The sequence below is a fragment of the Glutamicibacter sp. FR1 genome, assembly GCF_047300825.1.
In the GTDB taxonomy this organism is placed as follows: Bacteria; Actinomycetota; Actinomycetes; order Actinomycetales; family Micrococcaceae; genus Glutamicibacter; species Glutamicibacter nicotianae.
Window position 1 is genome coordinate 113,244 of the sequence record NZ_CP178602.1, and the last position, 18,653, is coordinate 131,896.

The 18,653-nt window shown below is 63.4% G+C and carries 20 protein-coding genes; 9 read left to right on the plus strand and 11 right to left on the minus strand.

Annotated elements, in window-relative coordinates; genetic code table 11:
- Positions 1–15: 15 nt before the first annotated feature.
- The 3 genes from ACLQ8T_RS00560 to ACLQ8T_RS00570 all read right to left on the minus strand — a co-directional run bounded on the left by ACLQ8T_RS00560 (position 16) and on the right by ACLQ8T_RS00570 (position 3,378).
- Entirely contained in the window at positions 16–360 is a 345-nt protein-coding gene (locus ACLQ8T_RS00560) for a helix-turn-helix domain-containing protein (protein WP_413456359.1), read from the minus strand.
- Between the two features lie 243 nt (positions 361–603).
- Entirely contained in the window at positions 604–2,040 is a 1,437-nt protein-coding gene (locus ACLQ8T_RS00565) for an IS1380 family transposase (RefSeq protein ID WP_413454418.1), read from the minus strand.
- A gap of 120 nt (positions 2,041–2,160) precedes the next feature.
- On the minus strand, positions 2,161–3,378 hold the full coding sequence (locus ACLQ8T_RS00570) for an MFS transporter (RefSeq protein ID WP_413455363.1): 1,218 nt from the start codon (positions 3,376–3,378) through the stop codon (positions 2,161–2,163).
- A 127-nt stretch (positions 3,379–3,505) separates the two neighbouring features.
- Here ACLQ8T_RS00570 and ACLQ8T_RS00575 point away from each other — a divergent pair, with 127 nt between their 5' ends.
- Positions 3,506–4,015: an amino-acid N-acetyltransferase gene (locus ACLQ8T_RS00575; RefSeq protein WP_073707952.1), complete on the plus strand. Its 510-nt coding sequence runs from the start codon at positions 3,506–3,508 to the stop codon at positions 4,013–4,015.
- 5 nt (positions 4,016–4,020) lie between these two features.
- On the opposite strand, the gene ACLQ8T_RS00580 is transcribed toward ACLQ8T_RS00575, so the two are convergent.
- Both ACLQ8T_RS00580 and ACLQ8T_RS00585 read right to left on the minus strand, forming a co-directional pair.
- Positions 4,021–4,821: a DUF1206 domain-containing protein gene (locus tag ACLQ8T_RS00580; protein ID WP_413455364.1), complete on the minus strand. Its 801-nt coding sequence runs from the start codon at positions 4,819–4,821 to the stop codon at positions 4,021–4,023.
- 64 nt (positions 4,822–4,885) lie between these two features.
- Positions 4,886–5,794: an A/G-specific adenine glycosylase gene (locus tag ACLQ8T_RS00585; protein ID WP_413455365.1), complete on the minus strand. Its 909-nt coding sequence runs from the start codon at positions 5,792–5,794 to the stop codon at positions 4,886–4,888.
- A gap of 123 nt (positions 5,795–5,917) precedes the next feature.
- Between ACLQ8T_RS00585 and ACLQ8T_RS00590 the strand changes: the two genes are divergently transcribed.
- Positions 5,918–6,535 (plus strand): hypothetical protein, encoded by a 618-nt coding sequence (locus tag ACLQ8T_RS00590; RefSeq protein ID WP_413455366.1) that lies wholly within the window; start codon positions 5,918–5,920, stop codon positions 6,533–6,535.
- Positions 6,536–6,539: 4 nt separating this feature from the next.
- Here ACLQ8T_RS00590 and disA read toward each other — a convergent pair whose 3' ends face one another.
- From disA to ACLQ8T_RS00605, 3 genes are read right to left on the minus strand one after another with little or no spacing between them, the layout of a single operon-like run.
- Positions 6,540–7,613 (minus strand): DNA integrity scanning diadenylate cyclase DisA, encoded by a 1,074-nt coding sequence (gene disA / locus ACLQ8T_RS00595; RefSeq protein WP_413455367.1) that lies wholly within the window; start codon positions 7,611–7,613, stop codon positions 6,540–6,542.
- A 34-nt stretch (positions 7,614–7,647) separates the two neighbouring features.
- Positions 7,648–9,042, minus strand: coding sequence for a DNA repair protein RadA (gene radA / locus ACLQ8T_RS00600; protein ID WP_038993595.1), 1,395 nt, complete (start codon positions 9,040–9,042; stop codon positions 7,648–7,650).
- A 35-nt stretch (positions 9,043–9,077) separates the two neighbouring features.
- Complete coding sequence (locus ACLQ8T_RS00605) at positions 9,078–10,220, minus strand: FUSC family protein (RefSeq protein ID WP_413455368.1); 1,143 nt, start codon at positions 10,218–10,220, stop codon at positions 9,078–9,080.
- A gap of 212 nt (positions 10,221–10,432) precedes the next feature.
- Here ACLQ8T_RS00605 and pstS point away from each other — a divergent pair, with 212 nt between their 5' ends.
- The 6 genes from pstS to ACLQ8T_RS00635 all read left to right on the plus strand — a co-directional run bounded on the left by pstS (position 10,433) and on the right by ACLQ8T_RS00635 (position 15,529).
- Positions 10,433–11,548 (plus strand): phosphate ABC transporter substrate-binding protein PstS, encoded by a 1,116-nt coding sequence (gene pstS / locus ACLQ8T_RS00610; protein WP_413455369.1) that lies wholly within the window; start codon positions 10,433–10,435, stop codon positions 11,546–11,548.
- Positions 11,549–11,667: 119 nt separating this feature from the next.
- Entirely contained in the window at positions 11,668–12,603 is a 936-nt protein-coding gene (pstC, locus tag ACLQ8T_RS00615; protein WP_038993597.1) for a phosphate ABC transporter permease subunit PstC, read from the plus strand.
- Positions 12,603–13,742: a phosphate ABC transporter permease PstA gene (pstA, locus tag ACLQ8T_RS00620; RefSeq protein WP_204719915.1), complete on the plus strand. Its 1,140-nt coding sequence runs from the start codon at positions 12,603–12,605 to the stop codon at positions 13,740–13,742. The genes pstC and pstA overlap by 1 nt, the downstream gene beginning before the upstream one ends.
- Positions 13,743–13,790: 48 nt before the next feature.
- Positions 13,791–14,570 (plus strand): phosphate ABC transporter ATP-binding protein PstB, encoded by a 780-nt coding sequence (gene pstB, locus ACLQ8T_RS00625; RefSeq protein ID WP_038993599.1) that lies wholly within the window; start codon positions 13,791–13,793, stop codon positions 14,568–14,570.
- Between the two features lie 202 nt (positions 14,571–14,772).
- Positions 14,773–15,249, plus strand: a complete 477-nt coding sequence (locus ACLQ8T_RS00630) for a hypothetical protein (protein ID WP_204719917.1) — start codon at positions 14,773–14,775, stop codon at positions 15,247–15,249.
- 82 nt (positions 15,250–15,331) lie between these two features.
- Entirely contained in the window at positions 15,332–15,529 is a 198-nt protein-coding gene (locus ACLQ8T_RS00635; RefSeq protein WP_133835042.1) for a helix-turn-helix transcriptional regulator, read from the plus strand.
- On the opposite strand, the gene ACLQ8T_RS00640 is transcribed toward ACLQ8T_RS00635, so the two are convergent.
- Together ACLQ8T_RS00640 and ACLQ8T_RS00645 are read right to left on the minus strand one after the other, a co-directional pair.
- Positions 15,526–16,554: an inorganic phosphate transporter gene (locus ACLQ8T_RS00640; protein ID WP_204719919.1), complete on the minus strand. Its 1,029-nt coding sequence runs from the start codon at positions 16,552–16,554 to the stop codon at positions 15,526–15,528. The genes ACLQ8T_RS00635 and ACLQ8T_RS00640 overlap by 4 nt on opposite strands.
- Before the next feature lie 4 nt (positions 16,555–16,558).
- Complete coding sequence (locus ACLQ8T_RS00645) at positions 16,559–17,119, minus strand: hypothetical protein (RefSeq protein WP_413455370.1); 561 nt, start codon at positions 17,117–17,119, stop codon at positions 16,559–16,561.
- On the opposite strand from ACLQ8T_RS00645, the gene ACLQ8T_RS00650 reads away from it, so the two are divergent.
- Positions 17,106–17,351 (plus strand): hypothetical protein, encoded by a 246-nt coding sequence (locus ACLQ8T_RS00650; protein WP_204723338.1) that lies wholly within the window; start codon positions 17,106–17,108, stop codon positions 17,349–17,351. The two genes, ACLQ8T_RS00645 and ACLQ8T_RS00650, sit on opposite strands and share 14 nt — an antisense overlap.
- A 60-nt stretch (positions 17,352–17,411) precedes the next feature.
- Here the strand turns inward: ACLQ8T_RS00650 and ACLQ8T_RS00655 are convergent, their stop codons facing one another.
- Positions 17,412–18,623 (minus strand): MFS transporter, encoded by a 1,212-nt coding sequence (locus ACLQ8T_RS00655; protein WP_204719921.1) that lies wholly within the window; start codon positions 18,621–18,623, stop codon positions 17,412–17,414.
- Positions 18,624–18,653: the final 30 nt, after the last annotated feature.

The following is an 18,653-nucleotide window of genomic DNA, read 5'->3' on the forward strand; positions in this document are numbered from 1 at the left end:
CTTCTTCAAAACTGCTCAGAATCTCTCGGGACGCAAAAGGATCTTGGCAATGCAGGCAGGGATCTGCCCCGTGGCAGAATGATCCCGTTCCCGGTAGGCGGACGGGGTTTCCCCAACCACTTCGGTGAAGCGTGTGCTGAAGGAACCCAGCGAAGTCCAGCCCACTTGCATGCAGGCATCAGTGACCGAGACTGACGCGCGCAGCAGATGCATGGCACGCTCAATGCGGCGGGTAAGCAAATAGGAATGCGGCGTCTCGCCATAGGCCCGCTTGAACTCCCTGGAAAAGTGCGCAGGAGACATGGACGCCCGCTGGGCCAATGCCGGCACATCCAAAGGCTCGGCATAGTTCCGATCCATCAGGTCCTTGGCACGGCGCAAATGCGCCAGTGCCTTCAGCGCTTCGGCATCCACCGGCTAACCCAGATTTTTCATCCGAGCTCCGACGGCCATCGAAATCCACTACCCAGTGATTTTCGGAGGCCGTCTGCGCTTCTGCCCACGCCAAAGAGCGCCGGAACCACCAGCGCTGAATGCCAGGCTCCACCGACCTGGGTTGTAATGACCTTTCGAAATCAAAGAAGCAACAGGGCAACCACCAGTTCAGGCGGCCAGCTCGCCGTGCCGCCACCGCTGGAACAACGCACCGATGCCCTCGTGCAACTGGCATAACAGCCGCGCTTCAGGCGCCTTCTCAGGGATCAGAAGCCGGCGTTGCCGGCCGCCAGAGACGACTTTCCCTGCCATTGAAAACAGCCGGTACCGCCACCGCTTCACATCCCAGACCGAAGCCTCATGGCCACCAGGCAGCACGGCCAGTTGCAGCCAGGCCACCAGATTCAGTGCGAGCATCGCCAGGACCGCCCACGCCTGGTTCGAGGCGAAAGACCAATACGGCAGCTTGCCCAACCCCGTGCTCTTCAGCGTCTTGATCCGGTTCTCGCACCGGCCACGCGCCCGGTGCCGGGCATCGAGGAACGCCACATTGAATCGCGGGCTGTTGGTCAAGAATGCGGTCACCCTGTTCCCGTCCGTATCGAACAAGGTCGCCTTCGCCCCAGGATGCAACGGCTCAGCCCGCAAATAGATCCTTGTCCCCGCAGGGTAGTCCTTCAACTCGATCACCTTGCTCGCGTCGATCACCCACGCATCATCACGCTGATCCCCGCCAGCGTTCAGCGCTGGTTCCCAGTATTTCTTCTCATCGATCCACCGGATGAACCGTTCCTTGATGACGGGTAACGAGTACGAGGTGGAGAACTGGATCCCCAACGAATCCAGGTAGTGCAAAAACTCCCGGGACGAACCGGCACTATCGGTACGGACCAGGATCTTCTCACCACGCAGGTTTCCGCGCTCGTCATAGAAATCATCAGGCAGCTGCGCCAACGCTTGGTTGAGCACCTCGATATGCGAGGCCGCGGAATTCGCTCCCCGATTGCCCGGGCGCAGGTGCACGGCGAGGACTTCACCAGTCCCATTCGTCTTTCCGTAGTCGGCCATGGCAATCATGGGCGAGAACCCGTACCCGCCTTTATACGTTCCTGCGCTGAATTCTTTTTCGGAGTGGACGTGCACTAAGGAGGCATCGATGTCGATGATCAAAGGATCAGCTGGCGTAGCCAGCCGGGCAGGATTCCGTGGCCCGGACGCGGCCCAAACTTTGGAGCGCAGGGTCCGGGTCATGGTGGCGAAGCCATAGGCGAAAGCGTCTGGTTGCTCCTTGATCCGGCTCATGAACCGGCTGACCGTGGCATCAGACGCCACTGGGCCGAAGAGTCCTGGTGCGGCGCGCAGCTGGTCAATGTCAGTGGCTTGCTCGCCGCCGGCGGCCAACGAGAGCGCCAGTGCTCCGAGGATTCTTCCTGACCGGTGGGCTGCGGTGGCTGGCACGAACTGGGAGAAACGGTCTTCGCAGACCCGTTGGAAGTCCAGTGCGTTCAGGAAGTTGCTGAGCACTGACAGGCCAGCATGGGAGACCAGGGACTGGCCGGTGAGTTGGGTCGAGAGAGCAGGGAAAACGTGGGTAGAATGGTGCATTGAAAAGGTGATCCTTCGATCTGGTGATTTAGAGCTTCGACAACTCCTATTTTTCCAGTTCAGGTCACCTTTTCTTCTTTTAAGTCAGTTAATGACTGCTGTCTTCATGAAATACCCGGGCTAACCTCGATTCCTGGCCCGCAGCACCAGGATTGCACCGAGCACAGTCGAGCACAGGTAGATCCCGATGACCGCGATCCAGCCCGCGGTGAATCCACCGGCCGATCCCACCAGCAGGCCCATGGCCAGCGGCCCGACGGTGAATCCGCCGAACTGGCCTGCCGAGACGATTCCGCTGGCGCTGCCCAAGCGGCTTGCCGGGATCGCACGCAGCAACCCCGCCATGAGCACCACCGAAACTCCCAGGGCCGAGGCGCCATGCAGGGCAACCACCAGCCAGAGCAGCGCCACCGAATGCATTTGCTGGGCCAGAAGGAAGCTGGCTCCGCCCGCAGTGGCCAGCGATGCCAACAGCAGCAGGAGCTTGGGCGCTGAAACCCCGCGGGCCATCATCTGCCCCCAGCCGACGCGGGCACTGACCCCAACGACTCCGGCCACCGCAGCGGTCAGGCCGCCGGCCACCAAGGAGAAATCCAGTTCGCGGACCGCAAAGAGCGCCAGATAGACATTGGTTGCCTGCACGCCGACGCCGTTGATGAAACCGAACAGGGCCAGCGCGAAAATGACGAACTTCGTCGAGGGGGCTGCCGCGGCGATCTGCTTGCCCGCACCTGCTTCCGGCCTTTTCGGTGCAGGCACGCTGAGCATGGGGGTGGCGCGGACTACTCGTACGGCGATGAGCGCGAGCACTGCGGCGAGTACCGCGCCAGCCAGCGACGCGCCATGCCAGCCGATGAACGCCGCCAGCAACGGGAACCCCACGCTGCCTACGAGCTGTGAAACCTGCACCCCTGACTGCTTGATGCCGGTCCAGGTGATGCGCTGGGCGCTGGGGACGCGCTGGGCAAGAATGCGGTTGGTGACCCCGTTGGGGAATGACTGCGCGAAGCCGGCCAGCCCGGATGCCACCAGCAGCAGGAGGTAGCCGGCGGGAATTGCCGCCAGGCCCAGCGCAACCGCGGTGGTGCCGAAAATCAGCAGCATCAGCCTGGTATCCGGTTGCCTGTCCGAGAACTTCCCGAAGACGGCGTTGCCCAGTGCGGCGCAGCCAAAGCAGGCCGTCGCCAGCAGGCCGAACTGGGATTCGGTGATTCCCAAATCCCTGATGACCAGGTCGCTGGTGGCGCTCAACCCGTAATTAAGCAGGGGAGCGATACCCACTGCGGAGAGCAGGATGGCAAGCAACCCGAATCCGGGGCGTGCTGTTCCAGCTGTCATCCTCGTCCTTGCTCCCGGGGCTTCAATGTTCAAGCTTATTGTGGCAGTTCTGCGTGCAGGATGTTCCTTCCAGGACATATCCAGCGACTTCTTCGATTCTGCAAACTGGGAGGCATAGGATCTAAACGTGAACTCTTTTACCGTCCGCCCAGCCAAAACCAGTGATGTCAACGCAATCCGCAATCTGGTGCGCCCCCTGGCCGAGGAACGAATCCTGCTGGATAAGGAAGCGGTCACCTACTACGAGTCCATCCAGGAATTCCTGGTAGCCGAGGATCCGGAGGGCAGCGTTGTCGGCTGCGGCGGCTTGCACGTCATCTGGGAGGACATCGCCGAAATTCGCACCCTCGCCACCTCCGATACGGTCCGCGGCATGGGGGTCGGGCACCTTTTGCTGGGAGAACTGCTCAAACGCGCCAAGGCTGTCGGGGTGTCGCGTGTTTTCTGCCTGACTTTCGAAGTTGCATTCTTCGAACGCCAAGGGTTCAAGGTGATGGCTGACCAGAGCGCCGTGGATCCCGCGGTGTACCAGGAGATCCTGCTCTCCCGGGATGAAGGCGTCGCTGAATTCTTGGACCTTGCACGGGTGAAGCCGAATACCCTGGGCAATACCCGCATGATCATTACGCTGGACTGATATTCCTACTCCATCCGGTCATAGCGGGCGCGGAACAGCAGGAAGACCGCGTAGCAAACCAGGCCAGCACCGATGGCAATCAAGGCAACGGGCCCGAAAGGCTGGTCCTGGATGGCCTTCAACGCGCCATCGATGCCGCTGGCCTCTTCCGGGTCGCGCTGCACCGTGGCCACGATGAACAACAGGCCAACTGCACCCAGGACTGCGCCCTTGGCCGGGTAGCCGAGCATGCCTGAGAACTTCACCGCGCGGGAAACCTCCTCGTTTCCAGAACCCCGCAGATCCTCCAGGAACTTCTTGGCGGCTCCCTTGTAGATGTAATAGCCGGCCATGACCAGCATGCCGAGGCCGATGGCGATCAGCAAGGCCCGGCCAAGGCCTGTCTGCATCAGTTCGCCGCTGAAGCTGCTGGCGGTCTTTCCCGAATCGCTGGGATTGCCCGCGGCGAATCGTCCAAAGGTGAATCCGACAGCCAAGAACGATATTGAAGTAGCCGCGGACTTGAGCCTTTCCTTCAGCTTCTTCTCGGGCAAGAAGGCCTGCGCCATGGACCACAGGCCCAGCAGCAGGGCGCCGATTGCGCAGATCCACAGCAGAACCATGCCGAAGGGCTGATTTGCCAGCGCGCCCATTGCTCCGCCCTGGTCGGCTTCCGCCTTGCGGCCGGCGGCGACAACAACTGCAAGGACTCCCAGGGTCGCATGGAGAATCCCGTTGGCGACGAATCCCAAGCGGGCGGCACCCTCGAACCAGGGATGCTCGGCTACGTGGCGAACCGTGCCGGCAGGGTCAACTGAAGCGTTCATGGGCTAAGCATAGGTACGCGCTGGCAGATAAAGCCAGCAGGCACCCGCGTGTTCTTTGCCGGTATCAGGAAGGCAGGCGGATGCCGTCATCCTCGGCGATCGCCAGGCCATCTTTCAGCAGCCCGGCCAGCGCGCGTTCACGCTGGTCCAGCGGAGACTGCAACCGTGCAAGTGCCACATATCCTGCGTGCGATTCCTGGGCCAGATCGGCCAGGAATGACTGCTGCGGCACCGCCTCCTCATGTTCGCGCAGAATCGCCATGATGGCCCCGCGGACCTGGCGATCGGTACCCTTCCAAGCCTGGCCTTTCGGGGTGTAGTGCGGTGCCGGTTGCCCGCCGGCAACCCAGGCGCACTGCTGGTACACCGGGCATTGCCCGCACTTCGGGCTGCGTGCAGTGCAGACCAGTGCACCGAGCTCCATCACCGAAACATTCCACAGATTTGCTGCCCGGTCATCTTCGGGCTGGACTTCCCTGGCCCGGGCGAACTCGCTGGCGCGCGGGCTTGGCTCGGGCAATGCCATGCCGCCAAAGAGCCGGGCATGCACACGGCGGATATTCGTATCCACGACGACTGTGCGCTCGCCGAAGGCGAAGCAGGCAATCGCGGCCGCGGTGTAGTCGCCGATGCCGGGCAAGGCCAACAGCTGCGCTTCGGTGCGCGGGACTTCGCCGTTGTATTCGGTGGTGATCTCCACGGCGGCGGCATGCAAGCGCTGCGCACGCCGCGGATAGCCAAGCCGTCCCCACGCCTTCAAAGCCTCGGACAGCGGCTCCGCGGCCAGATCCTGTGGCCGCGGCCAGCGGCGCATCCATTCTTCCCACACCGGCAGGACACGAACCACGGGGGTCTGCTGAAGCATGAACTCGCTGACCATGACTTCCCATCCGCTCACGCCAGGACGGCGCCAAGGCAGGTCGCGGGCGTTCTCTAGGTACCAGTCGTTGATGGTTTCGTGGATTTGCTGCACCCCACCACTCTAGGCCAGCGCACGGAAGACCCGGAATCCGAGGGGATCCAGTGGGGAACGCGATGCGCCCCGGATCCTACGCCATTACCGGGTTCGGGCAGTGCAATGAATTAGCCTTAAGCCATGAGCAACGCATCAGGGAGGAAACCATCGGCCAGCGTTTACCGGCGCCGGCGGATTACCGTGGCAGTACTTGCCCTGGTGCTCATCGGCCTGATCGTCTGGGGCGTCGTTGCCCTGGTGGGGGTCTTTGCCCCCGATGAGCAGGAAACTGCAGGCAATGAACCGACCGCCCAGCAGACACAACCGGTCCCTTCGCCATCGGCCGAGCCGGAAGAGGATGAAGATTCGGCCAAGATGTGCAGCGGCGAGGAGATCGAGGTTACCGCGACGACTGATGCGAAAAGCTACGCCTCGGACAAGAAGCCGACGCTTATTCTCGGCATCGAGAATGTTTCCAAGCGCGAATGCGAGGTGAACGTCGGAAGCACGCAGCAGGAGTTCCTGGTTTCCAGCGGTTCGGACCGCATCTTCTCCACGGTCGACTGCCTCGAGAACGCAGAGGACGTAATCCTGGCCTTCAAGCCCGGGCAGAAGGAGAATTCGCGCTTCACCTGGAACCGCGAGCGTTCGGCTCCCGGCTGCAAAGCGGTCAGCGTGCAGCCGCGTCCGGGAACCTACAAGTTCACCGCGGCTGTCGGCGACTTCGTCTCCGAGCCGGTGACCTTCACCCTGGAGTAAGCGACTAGATGTAGCGGTCCAGCAGCGAGGACTCGGCCATGCGGGCCAGGCCTTCGCGGATGGAACGTGCGCGCTGCTCGCCGACGCCTTCAATTTCCATGAGCTGGCTGGTTGATGCGGACATCAGCAGCTGCAAGTTGTCGAATGCCGCCACCAGGCGATCGCCGACCACCTTGGGAACCGTGCGGATCTGCGAGAGCAGGCGGTATCCCTTGGGGGTCAGCTGGTCGTCCTGGCCAATGCTGGAATGCGGGAACAGGATCTTGGTCAGCCCGTCGAGCTCGACCAGCTGCGCGTCGGACACTTCATGCAGCGTCTCCAAGGCATGCTCGATATCCAGGTCCTGGCCCTCGGCGTCGGAGTAGTCCCGCAGCAGCAGCTCGTTATCTGCCTGGATGCCGGAGAGCAATTCGGCATGCTGGGCTGCCAGCAGGCGCCCGTCGATGCCCAGCTCCAGCACGTAGCGGTAGATTTCCTCGCTGGTGCGGCGCAGCATCTCGGTGCGCTGCAGCACCGCCAGCACTTCCCGCGCAGTGGCGACATCCTCGATTTCCGCCGCAGACAGGGCGCTGGTGACCTGGTCCAGGCGGTGGCGGTATCGTTCCAGGGTGGCGATGGCCTGGTTGCCGCGGGCCAGCAGGCGCTCGGCAGGCTCGAGCACATGGCGCTCGCCGTCGGCATAAAGGGTGATGGTCTGCATCGACTGCGACACCGAAATCGTCGGGAACCCGGATTGCGCGGCCACGCGTTCCGCGGTGCGGTGGCGGGTGCCCGACTCCTGGGTTTCAATCTGCGCATCCGGCATCAGCTGCACGCCTGCCTGCAGGATCTGCCGTCCGTTACCATCCAGGATGATCGCGCCATCCATCTTGGCCAGTTCGCGGATGCGGGTAGGGGTGTATTCGGTGTTGATCCGGAAGCCGCCGGAGCTGATCGACTCGACGAGCTTGTCGTGACCCAGCACAATCAGGGCGCCGGTGCGGCCGCGCTGGATCCGCTCAAGACCCTGGGCGAGTTCGGTACCGGGGGCAATCTGGGCCAGAACGGCAAGGAATCCGGGGGTGGGGTGCGCTTTCAACTGGCGTCCTTTCGGCGGGCGGCAATAATCAAGTTTATCGGGTTGGCTTCTGCCGCTGGTTGAAGGCGATGTCCAGGGCCTGGGCGATATTCTCCACCTGGAAGACGCGGATGCCCTCGGGGATGTTCTTCAACGGTTCCGGGGTGGCAGGGGCCATCGCGAAGGAGAATCCCAGGCGCTGGGCCTCGGTGATGCGCCGCGAGATTTCCGGTACCTGCCTCACCTCGCCGGCCAAGCCGACCTCGCCGAAGGCCACGAAGTCCTGCGGCAGCGGGAACTCGTTCATCGACGAGGCCAGGGCTAGCGCGCAGGCCAGATCCGATGCCGGTTCGGCGATCTTGACGCCGCCCACCGTGGCGATATACGAGTCCATGGACGACAGGTCCATATGCGCGCGGGCCTGCAGCACCGCCACCACCATCTGCGCCCGTGCCGCATCCAGGCCGCTGGTGGCCCTGCGGGCGGCCGGGGCGTTGCTGCGCGAGAGCAAGGTCTGCACCTCGGCCACCAGCGGCCGGCGGCCCTCGAGGGTGACCGTGATGCAGGTGCCCGGTACGGGGTTGCGGGTTCGCGTGACGAACAGCTTGGAAGGATCGGTCAGCGATTCGATGCCGTCCTCATTCAGGTCGAAGCAACCCACCTCATCTGTGGCGCCGTAGCGGTTCTTCAGCGCGCGCAGGATGCGCAGCCGCGAATGCTTCTCGCCATCGAACTGGCAGACCACATCCACCAGGTGCTCGAGCAGCCGCGGGCCGGCGACCGACCCTTCCTTGGTGACGTGGCCGACCATGATGGTGGACATGGCCCGGGTCTTGGCCGCGTTGATGATCGAGGCGGCGACTTCGCGGACCTGGGACACGCCGCCGGCGGCGCCGTCCACCTCTGCCGAGGAGAAGGTCTGCACCGAGTCCAGGATCAGCAGCTGCGGATCGATCTCCTGGATCTGCCCCAGCGCCAGGGCCAGATCGGTTTCGGCTGCCAGGAACAGCGTATCGGCGATGGCGTTGATGCGTTCGGCGCGGGATTTGACCTGCGCGGCCGATTCCTCGCCGGTCAGGTAGAGCACGCGCAGGCCGGTCTGCGCCGCTTTCGCTGCGACGTCCAGGAGCAGCGTGGACTTGCCTACGCCGGGTTCTCCGGCGAGCAGGATCGCGGCTGCCGGGACCAGTCCGCCACCGAGCACGCGGTCCAGCTCGGAGACACCGCTGGGGCGGAAGGCGGCTTCGGAGCCGTCGATCTGCGCGATCGGCTTGGCCGGGTGGGCGACTTTGGCCGCGGCCACGGTGCGCGCCGAGACCACACCCACTTCTTCGACGGTGCCCCAGGCCTGGCATTCGCCGCAGCGGCCCACCCATTTGATCGTGGTCCATCCGCATTCGGAGCATTTGAACGATGCGCTGGATTTGCTGCGGGTGGAAGTTTTGGCCATGGCTCAATGCTATCGAGCCATGCGGACATTTTTGTTCAGGAGAGCTTGGGCAGCACTTCGATGGCTTCCTCGTGCACGCGGCCGGCTGCCTCGAGCAGATCCACCACCATCGGGCGCAGCAGTAGGACCAGGCCTTCGCCCTGGAGCCCTTCGACGCCGAGGGCGCGCGGATCCAGCTGGGCGGCGACTCCTTCCAGCTGCTGCTGGGCGGACTTCTCGTATTTGCGCTGGCCCGCCACCGTGGTCTCGCGCACCGAGTGCGCCAAGGTGTTGACCGCCTCGGACAGCTCGCGCATCAGCGGAGCCAGGGTTTGCGCGCCTTCCGGGGTCAGCGCGCTGTTACTGAGCACGGAAGCCAGCCGCCGGGCGAAAACCCGCGAGTTGCGGGCGGCCCAGTCGTAGTGGTTGAAGCGCTTGGACAGCCGGTTCAGCTCGTGGCGGTGGCGCCGCCCGGCGGGGGAAATCGTGGCGATTTCCTTGGACGCGCGGAAGGCGGCTGGCAGCTTGTCCAGATGCTTCTGGGTGCCGCGTGCCTTGATCAGCGCGTGGAATGCGGAGCGCCGGTCATCGTCGCGGATGGCCCAGGAGCATTCCAAAAGCGCTTCGGAAAGCTCCTTGAACAAATCCGATAATGCGGAAACCGGACTGCGCCTCGGGTCGGTGGGCCAGAAAATAATGACCAGCAGGGCGAGCAGGGAACCGGTCAGGGCATCGATGGAACGGGCAAATGGGCCGTCGGCGCTGATCGGCAGCAGCACCACCAGTGCCGATTGCATACCCAGCTGGGTGGAGAAGATGGCACCTGAATCCAGGTAGCGGGCTATGACCAGGCTGAGCGACATCACCAGCGCGGCCTGCCAGATACCCTGCCCGAACCAGTGCATGAGGGTGTCGCCCAGGGCCACGCCGAGGGTGCATCCCAGGGCGACCTCGGCAGTTTTGCGCACCGTGGTGGAGGCGCCGAAGCCCAGGGAAACCAGTGCGCTGGTGGCCGCGAAAATCGGCTGGGAATGCCCCCAGATGCTTTCGGCGATCCAGAAGGCGCCGATTGCGCCGAGGGTCATGCGCAGGATTCGAGGCAGGGAATTGCGCGAGCGTATCAGCCCGGCGCGATTGCGCTGGGATAAGAAGCCCAATACATGCGCTGGCATGCGCTTGGCCTTCCGTGTAGTTGCCATGGCTTCAGTCTTCCATGTGTTCGGTCCCAGATGGCAGAAGCTGCCGGGATATTGCGCTGGTGAGCAGGATCACCTGCCTGTGGACAAGTTGTTAACCTTCTGTTCACCTTCGCCGGGGAAGCTGGTTACTTTCGATCCTTAACGTCGTAGATGAAGCGGAGAGAAGCCGCTGAAAGTTTTACATCGATCTACCAACATGGGGAGTAAATCTCGTGAAGCTCAACCGCTTTGGCAGCGCAGCTGCCGTTCTTTCCGTCGCAGCACTCGCACTGACCGCTTGCGGCTCGGATAACCCAACCGCCGCTGCCGGTTCCGAAGGCGCGGAGACCACCGCAGGTTCCGGCGTTACCGGCACCCTGACCGGCATCGGCGCATCCAGCCAGAACTCGGCCATGGAAGCATGGGCCACCGGCTTCAAGGCTGCCAACCCGGACGCCAACGTGCAGTACTCGCCAGACGGCTCCGGCGCAGGCCGCGAAGCATTCCTGGCAGGCGGCGCGCAGTTCGCCGGCTCGGATGCCTACCTGAAGGAAGACGAGGCCGCCAAGGCCAAGGAAGTTTGCGGCCCAGAAGGCGCATTCAACATCCCGGCTTACGTCTCGCCGATCGCGATCGCCTTCAACCTCGAAGGCGTTGAAGAGATCAACATGGACGCAGCCACCATCGCCAAGGTGTTCAAGAAGGAAATCACCAAGTGGAACGATGAGGCCATTGCCAAGCAGAACCCGGACGTGGAGCTGCCTGATACCGCAATCACCGTTGTGCACCGCAACGACGAGTCCGGCACCACCGAGAACTTCGTCGAGTACCTGAAGGCCGCAGCGGCTGATGTCTGGACCTACGATGTCTCCGGCGACTGGCCAAGCGACATCCAGTCGGAGAACGCCAAGGGCACCTCCGGCGTGGTTTCGACCACCACTTCGACCAACGGCGCCATCACCTACGCTGACTTCTCCGCAGTGGGCAACCTGTCCACCGTGAACGTCAAGGTTGGCGATGAGTACACAAAGATCTCCGCCGAGGCAGCTGCCAAGGCCCTCGAGACCGCAACCCCGGTTGAAGGTGCGGCCGAGAACGACCTGGCCCTGGATCTGGAGCGCGACACCACCGAAGCGGGCACCTACCCAATCGTCCTGGTTTCGTACCACATCTTCTGCAGCAGCTACAAGGACCAGGCAACCGCTGATCTGGTCAAGGCCTTCGGCAACTACGTCATCTCCGAAGACGGCCAGAAGACCGCCCAGGCTTCGGCAGGCAACGCCCCAATTTCGGCATCCATCGCCGAGAAGGCCAAGAAGTCGATCGACGGCATCACCGTCGCCGAGTAGTACCCCGCCGGGCAACCGGCAACAGGTGCGGGTGGCCGAACTCAACCACCCGCACCAGCAGTACCCCTCCACCCCCGCAGTGAAAACTGCATCACCCCCGTTTCGTAAAGGCTCTAGCCATGACTACCAATGCTTTGACAAGCAAGTCATCGACTTCCGGCCGCGCTGGTGACAAGGTCTTCTCCGGCGCCGCACTGGCTGCCGGTGTCCTGATCCTGATCACGCTCTTCGCGGTCGCGGTCTTCTTGCTGATCCAAGCCCTGCCGACGTTCTTAGCCGATCCGGCTGAGATTTCCGGCGGCGAAGGATTCTTCGCCTACATCTGGCCGATTGTCATCGGCACCGTTATCGCAGCGGCTATCGCGCTGTTGATCGCCACCCCGATCGGCATCGGCGTGGCACTGTTCATCTCGCACTTCGCTCCACGCAAGGTCGCCGGCCCGCTGGGCTACCTGATCGACCTGCTCGCCGCGATCCCCTCGGTGATCTACGGCGCGTGGGGCTACATGGTGCTCGCTCCGGCTCTGGTTCCAGGCTACGAATGGCTGGCCAAGAACCTGGGCTTCATCCCGCTCTTCGAAGGCCCGGCCAGCCAGACCGGCAAGACCATGCTCACGGCCGGCATCGTGCTGGCAGTGATGGTGCTGCCGATCATCACTTCGCTGAGCCGCGAAATCTTCCTGCAGACTCCGAAGCTGCACGAAGAGGCCGCCCTCGCCCTGGGTGCAACCCGCTGGGAAATGATCACCACCGCGGTGATCCCCTTCGCCCGCCCTGGCATCATCTCCGCCGTCATGCTGGGCCTGGGCCGCGCCCTGGGTGAAACCATGGCCGTCGCGCTGGTGCTTTCCACCGGCAACCTGATCCCATCGCTGATCAAGACCGGCAACCAGACGATCGCCGCGGAAATCGCCTTGAACTTCCCTGAGGCCTTCGGCCTGCGTCTGGCAGAGCTGATCGCCGCCGGCCTGGTCCTGTTCCTGATCACCCTGGTCGTGAACATGATCGCTCGTGGAATCATCGCCCGCCACAAGGAATTCTCGGGAGCCAACTGATGAGCACCATGACAACCAACCAGAACAGCACCTCGGGCAAGCCGACTCCACCGGTGCGCAAGCGCAACTCCCTGGCCAAGGGCAAGCTGCCGAAATGGGCCATCTGGGCGATCGCCGCAGGCTCCATCATCATCGGCGCGGCAGCGTCCACGCTGACCGGTTTCAACGTGGCCTCCTTCGCCATCTACTCCGCGATCATCTTCCTGGTGGCCGCCTCGGTAATCACCACCGTTGCCGAAGGCAAGCGCCGCGGCAAGAACGCGATGTGGACCTACCTGATCTACGCCGCCTTCATCGTGGCAGTGATCCCGCTGGTATCCGTGCTCTTCACGGTGCTGGAAAAGGGCATGCCGGGCATGAACAGCCACTTCCTGTTCAGCTCCATGAACGGTGTGACCGGCGCGGTGGACAACGAAACCGTCGCCAATGGCACCCCGGTGGTCGGCGGCGCGTACCACGCGGTGATGGGCACCTTGCTGATCACCCTGTGGGCTACCCTGATCTCCGTTCCGGTTGGCATGCTGACCGCTGTCTACCTGGTGGAATACGGCCAGGGCAAGGCGCTGTCCAAGGCGATCACCTTCTTTGTCGACGTGATGACCGGCATTCCCTCGATCGTCGCCGGCCTGTTCGCGGCGGCCTTCTTCGGCATGATCCTGGGCCCGAACGCCCGCATGGGCATTGTCGCAGCGGTCGCGTTGAGCGTGCTGATGATCCCGACGGTGGTCCGCTCCACCGAGGAAATGCTCAAGATCGTCCCGAACGAGCTGCGCGAGGCATCCTACGCACTGGGCGTGCGCCGCTGGCGCACCATCTTGAAGGTGGTCATCCCGACCGCGATCTCCGGTATCGCCTCCGGTGTCACCCTGGCCATCGCCCGCGTGATCGGCGAGACCGCACCGATCCTGGTCACCGCCGGCATCGCAAGCAACATCAACCTGAACGTCTTCGCGAACTGGATGTCCACGCTGCCGACCTTCATCTACTACCAGATCCTGACCCCGACCAGCCCGACGAACATCGACCCATCGGTGCAGCGCGCCTGGGCCGCAGCCCTGCTGCTGATCCTCATGGTGATGGCGTTGAACCTCCTCGCCCGCCTGGTCGCTTCGATCTTCGCCCCAAAGAAGGGCCGTTGAGCCTAGGCTCCGGTCCGGACAAACCCAAACTTTTTCAAGGATTACATCATGGCAAAACGCATCGACGTGAATGACCTGAACGTCTACTACTCCAAGTTCCTCGCCGTTGAAGGCGTCTCGATCAACATCGAGCCGAAGTCGGTCACCGCATTCATCGGCCCATCGGGTTGCGGCAAGTCCACCTTCCTGCGAACCCTGAACCGCATGCACGAGGTTATCCCCGGAGGCCGCGTCGAGGGCCAGGTCCTGCTGGACGGCGACGACCTGTACGGCGCGGGCGTGGACCCGGTGACCGTGCGCAGCCAGATCGGCATGGTCTTCCAGCGTCCGAACCCGTTCCCGACCATGTCCATCAAGGACAACGTGCTGGCCGGCGTGAAGCTGAACGGCAAGAAGATCTCCAAGTCCGACGCCGACGCGCTGGTGGAGAAGTCGCTGCGCGGGGCGAACCTCTGGAATGAGGTCAAGGACCGCCTGGACAAGCCGGGCTCGGGTCTTTCCGGCGGCCAGCAGCAGCGACTGTGCATCGCCCGCACCATTGCGGTCAAGCCTGACGTGATCCTGATGGACGAGCCGTGCTCGGCACTGGACCCGATCTCCACCCTGGCCATCGAGGACCTGATCAACGAGCTGAAGAACGACTACACCGTGGTGATCGTGACCCACAATATGCAGCAGGCCGCCCGCGTGAGCGACAAGACCGCGTTCTTCAACATCGCCGGCACCGGCAAGCCGGGCAAGCTCATCGAGTACAACGACACCGCAGCCATCTTCTCCAACCCGGAGCAGAAGGCCACCGAGGATTACGTCTCCGGACGCTTCGGATAAAGATTTCGGATACCGCCGCTCCTTGAGCCGGCGGTAGACGGACCGGAAGGGGGGTCTTCCGGGGATCCTGGAGGGGATCACCGCCAGCGGCGCACCGATTGCGGTGCGCCGCTGCACTTTAACCATTCACGTAAAGCACCCTTGACTGTAAAGCGACCTTGTCAGTAAAGTGAGGTTTACATTTATCGGAAAGGGGATAACGGTGGATTCAAAAGAGTCAGTTGGTCAAAGCAAGTGGGGCCGTTCGCGATTCGGCGGATCGACAGCCCTGCTGATCATCCTGTCACTGCTCGGGGGGCTGGTCCTCTGCGCTGCCATGGCGCTGATCTGGTTGACATTCGGCCCCGAGGCCGATCAGCAGCGCAAGATGCTGGCCGGGCTGGTCTTTGCACTGATGACGCTGCCCGCTGCCTCCGCCTTGTGCTGGGTATTCATGCTGGACAGGGATACCCTGGCCGGAGCCGTGCGGGATCCGGACTCATCCATCGAGGGAAAATGGTACGAAAAGGCGGTTTTCGGAGCATTTCATGATCTGATCGCCCTGTGCGGGCTAGGCGCCATGGCGCTGGGCTTGCTGCGCATTGACGTAGATCCGGTGATGCTGCTTGTCGGGGTCGTTCTGCTGGCTGCCGTGGACGTGCTCGTGCGCTACCTGGTGATCAAGAAGGTGGAAGGCTGATGCACAAGCGCGATTCCGATTCCCGCGCCGTAGCATCGGCCCGCTCGCGCTTCGTGCAGCCGAGTAAGCGAGCCGAAAGCTAGTGGAGAACAACCTCAGCGAATACCGCAAGGAACACGGGTTCTCCCAACAGGCGTTGGCGGACCTGCTTGGCGTCTCGCGGCAGACGATTATCTCACTGGAAAAGGGCCGTTACGACCCGTCCTTGCCGCTGGCCTTCAAGCTTTCAGCGGTCTTCGGGTGCAAGATCGAAGACCTCTTCATTCCAGGTGAAGACTAGGCGTTGCCCAGCAGCGGGTGCACCGCCAAGGTCAGGATCGCGCCGCAAGCAACGCAGGCCACCGGGGTCAGCACCCAGTGCAGCAGCACCTTGGTGACATTGCGCCACACCACCGATTCGAAAGCCTGGTTATTGCCGGCGCCGACGATGCCGCTGGTGACCGCCTGCGTGGTGGACAGCGGCAGGTGCAGGACCAGCGAGCCGAGGAACAGCAACGCCGCGGCAACTCCCTGGGCGATCATGCCGCGCAGCGGATCGAAGTTCACCAGGCGGCGGCCGAGCGTGTAGGTGATGCGCCATCCGCCCAGCAGCACGCCGAGGCCCAGCGCCGTGCCGGCGGCCAGCTGGATGGCCCAGGTCACGGGTCCCGGGTCCATCGCATGCCCGGTGATCAGCACCAGTGCGATCATCGCGCCGGTGCGCTGGCCATCTTGCAGCCCCAGCCCCAGCGCTACCGCGCAGGCGGCAATGGCCTGGCCTGCGCGCGAGCCGTTGTTGACCGAACGCGAGGAATTATGGCGCATCAGCCAGGTCGCCGGAATCACCAGCACATAGGACAGCAGGTAGGCAATCACCGGGGTGATCAGCAGGGGCAGCAGCACCGAGCCGAGCAGCAGCCCCCAAGCGCCGGATACCGACAGGTCGCCCATGAAGGCCGAGGCGCCGCTGGCGCCCACCAGGCCGGAGAGCAACGCATGGGTGGAACTGACCGGCAAGCCGCGCCACCAGCAATACAGGCCCCAGGCTCCGGCGGTCAGCAGGCCGCAGATCAGCAGCTTCAGTCCGACGACGCCATCGGGGACGTTGAAATTCAGCTTGTCCACCAGCGCCACGCTCAGCCCCGAGGTGGCCAAGGTGCCGAGGAAGGCGAATACTGCCGCCACGGAGACCGCGACGGCCGGGCGCAGCGCCCTGGTGCGCACCGAGGCGGCTACGGCGGTGGAGGCATCCCTGAAGCCGTTGAGCACGCCATAGCCCAGCGTGAGGACGATCGCGATTCCGGTGAGGACCGAAAGGATGGTCATGTCCCTAGGACTCCTTCACCAGCACGCGACCGAGGTGGTCGGCAAACTGGCGCAGGGTGTTGGCCGTGAGCATCAGGTGGTCGGCCACGCGCTGGTGGCGGTGGATGGTGCCCGCCTTGGCGAACTTCGAGATCTCGTTGACCCACACCAGGTGGGTGCGCGCCGCGCGCTTGGAGAACTGCAGCATCTGCAGCCAGTTGTCCTCCAGATCATCGAGGTTGTGCAGGCGCTGGACCGAATCGGAAGCCAGCTCGGCCAGCTGCGAAATGAGTTCGAGCTGCTCCGAGGAACGCTCGGAGAGCGGGGTGGAGCCAACGGTCATGATCAGCTCGCCGGTGCCGCGCAGCTGCTCCATGGTTTCGTGCAGCAAGCGCGAGAGGGTGTACATGTCTTCGCGGGGCAGCGGGCTGATATAGCTGGTTCGAAGGTGGGTGAGCACCGCGTGCACCAGGTCGGAGGCCTCGGCTTCCGCGGCGGCCAAATCCCGCAGCTGATCTGCACGGGTGTCGGGTGAGCCGATCATTTCGGCGACATTGGCAACGGAGGTGCGAATGGTCGTCGCCAACCCACACAGCAACTCGATGCCGCGCGAGGCGGAGGGAAAGATCTGGAACTTCACGTTTTGGCGCACCATTCGATTCGACTGCTATTGGAACCAACGCAGAACAGTTTACGACGCGGAAGTGAACGCCGGGTACTTGATGGTGCCGGACCGGGAACGCCTCTCGGCGGAAGGCCGCTCGAAGCGGCAGAATTTTGGAGCCCGGGGTTACCAGCAGCCCGGCACCGGTATCTAGTGTTCTCGCCTGACCGGTGCGCTGTCAACCGCCGGGGCGGTGCTCGTGCGGTTTCTCACGCTACCGGCGAAGGCCCTTCTCTGCTCCGCTCAGGCAGAGCAGCGCGCAGCAGAACCAGATCGCGCCAGCTGGACCCAACCCGGCGGCTACAGTGCTTGAGATAACCGGCAAAGCTACTTGTCCGACGCGGTTTCCCATGAGCCTGACGGCCAATGCGGCACCGCGGTCCATCGCCGGCACCGACGTGGAAATCATCGTCATGGTCATCGGCTGGCCCAGTCCCAGGAAGAAGCCGCCGACCAGCAGCGCCGCCCCAGCGGCCCAGAGCGAATCGATGAACGCCGGCGCCAGGGCGATGGCAATGCCCGAAGCCCACAAGCTGGTGACCAGCAGGTGGTTGCGTTCGAAGTGGGCCGAGAGCTTCGGGATGAATAGCCGCGAAATAACTGAAGCGAAACCTCGAATGGCCAAAAGCACACCAACATTTTCCGGTGTGACGCCATGTTTCTCCGCCACCAGCGGCAAGAATGCGGTGAGGATGTCCAGCATCGCCAGCAAGGTCATCGAGGCGAACATGTGCGAGGCCATGCCCTTGATGCGCAGCACCGAGGGAATGGAGGCCTTGGACTTCGGCGGACGGGTCTGCGACGCCGTTTTGGAGATCCTCGGCTGCCAGCTCGGAAGCAGGAAGGGGACAGCCAGCAGCGAGCACCCGGCGGCAATCCACAGCGACAGGCTGATATCGGCAACGCGCTCGGCGGAGAGCGCGTCGGTGTCGGAGCCGAGCACCATTCCGCCGATCAGCGGCCCGATGAATTGCCCAGCGGCATAGGCCGCAGTGAACCAGCCGAACCCCTTGTCCAGATCGCTGTCGGGGAAGAACCGGGCAATCGACGATTGCCCTCCAATGGTGAACATCAGGTGCCCAAGCCCCAGCACGGCGCTGGCCAGCGCCACGGTCAGGGCATTTGGCGAGAAGTTGATGCCGATGCCGCCGGCGGCCAAGAGGGCGACGCCGGCAACCATCAGGAACCGGATCCTGCGGATGCGCGAACTGACCCGGCCCAGCATCATCGCGGTGAACAGCGGAAGGATCGCATAGGCGGCAGTCACCACGCCGACGGTAAACGCGCCGGAGCCGAAGGAGATGAGCTTGTAGGTGGTGACCGGCCGGATGAGGTTCAGCGCTGTTTGGGATAGCAGCGCCGTCGCGATCAAGATCAGCAACCAGCGTACGAGTCCTGAAGAGTTGGTCCTCGATGCGGCGCCCACACCCACCTGCCTAGAACTGAGGGGTAACTT